Origin of the sequence: Psychrobacter sp. AOP31-B2-9 (genome assembly GCF_052378005.1) — a bacterium.
Classification (GTDB): domain Bacteria; phylum Pseudomonadota; class Gammaproteobacteria; order Pseudomonadales; family Moraxellaceae; genus Psychrobacter.
On the sequence record NZ_JBQSXG010000265.1, the window covers coordinates 1 to 1,464 of the forward strand.

Here is a 1,464-nt window from a genome sequence, read left to right on the forward strand (position 1 = left end):
TGTAGCTACCGATATAGATCACTGGATGCAGCACTATAAATTGGTTATTATCAAGTTAAGGATTTCAGATTTTATAATAAAACAATAAACCATAAAATTTAAGGATAGCTTATGACCACAACACAGCATGTTTTAGCCTGTATTGACGGATCGGCAGTCACTGAATCGGTTTGTGACTATGCAGCATGGTATGCCAGTAAACTGAACATACCGGTAGGATTGCTACATGTCAGTGAGGTTCCTGCATCGACCAGACGTGATTTATCGGGTGCGATAGGGGTAAACAGCCGCCAGTTTTTATTAGAAGAGCTGACCCAAATGGACGAACAAAGAGCCAAAGTGGTCAACAGTTATAGTAATGCATTGGTAGAAGATGCAAAAAGCCATCTCCAAGCCAATTTTGATGGAGTGAATGTCCGCATCTATCAGCGCCGTGGCAAGCTGTTACCTGCTATCGAGAATTTTAAGACAGAAAATCGTGCTATTGTCATGGGTCGACGCGGAGAAGACCACAAAAACAGTCGCATCAATATTGGTAGTCAAATAGAAACGGTCGCCCGTGCCTCTGATATTCCGATATTGATTTGCTCCGAAAGTTTTAAAGCGCCCAGTTCATATATGATCGCGTTTGATGGTAGCAAAACCGCTATTAAAGCGGCATCGATGGTTGCTAGAAGCCCTGTCTTAAAAGGTTTAGAAGGTCATATCGTTATGATAGGCAGTCACAATGATACCGCTAAACAAAGCTTAAGTGCCGCTGCAGCACAACTAGAAGCAGCGGGGTTTGTGGTGGAAGCGCATCATTTATCAGCGGCTGATGCGGTCAATGGCTTGTTAGCCTTTCAAGCGGAAAACGACATCGATATTATGGTAGTGGGTGCTTATGGTCATTCAAAATTACAGCAGCTGTTTCTAGGCAGTACCACAACAGAGCTTATCGCTAGCACCTTGTCGCCAGTTATTTTAGTGCGATAATGGTCAGTTGATACAACCATAACGAACTTGTTTGGACACTATTTTATGCTTATTAATGCAGATTTTTCTTGTCGCGCAGCGCTTGCAGTTGAAGAGCAACAATGGATAAACTCACCGCAGAGCGGTGTAGAACGGGTGATGCTGGATCGCGTGGGTGAAGAAAAAGCGCGCGCCACCAGTCTGGTGCGTTATGCTCCGAGTTCTCACTTTCCGCATCACATGCATCCAAATGGTGAAGAGATTTTGGTATTGTCAGGCATGTTTTCTGCAGATGACACACATTATCCAGCAGGCTGGTATTTGCGCAATCCACCATCGTCAGGTCATACGCCATATAGTGATGAAGGCGCAGTGATATTCGTTAAGCTCAGACAAATGCCATCTGATGAAGATCGCTATGTCGCTATTGATACTCATGATGATGACAATTGGCAATGCCAAGGCAGTCGTGATATCTGTCCTCTGTTTTCTGATGATGGCGAGCAAGTA

At 44.2% G+C, this 1,464-nt stretch carries 2 protein-coding genes; both read left to right on the forward strand.

Translation table 11 applies throughout. The annotated features are described in order from the left end of the window. Positions 1-111 precede the first annotated feature (111 nt). Positions 112-975, forward strand: coding sequence for a universal stress protein (locus ACT3SX_RS15040; RefSeq protein ID WP_192992493.1), 864 nt, complete (start codon positions 112-114; stop codon positions 973-975). A gap of 45 nt (positions 976-1,020) precedes the next feature. Continuing rightward, positions 1,021-1,464: cupin domain-containing protein (locus ACT3SX_RS15045; protein WP_444761574.1), on the forward strand; the 444-nt coding region annotated here is incomplete at its 3' end.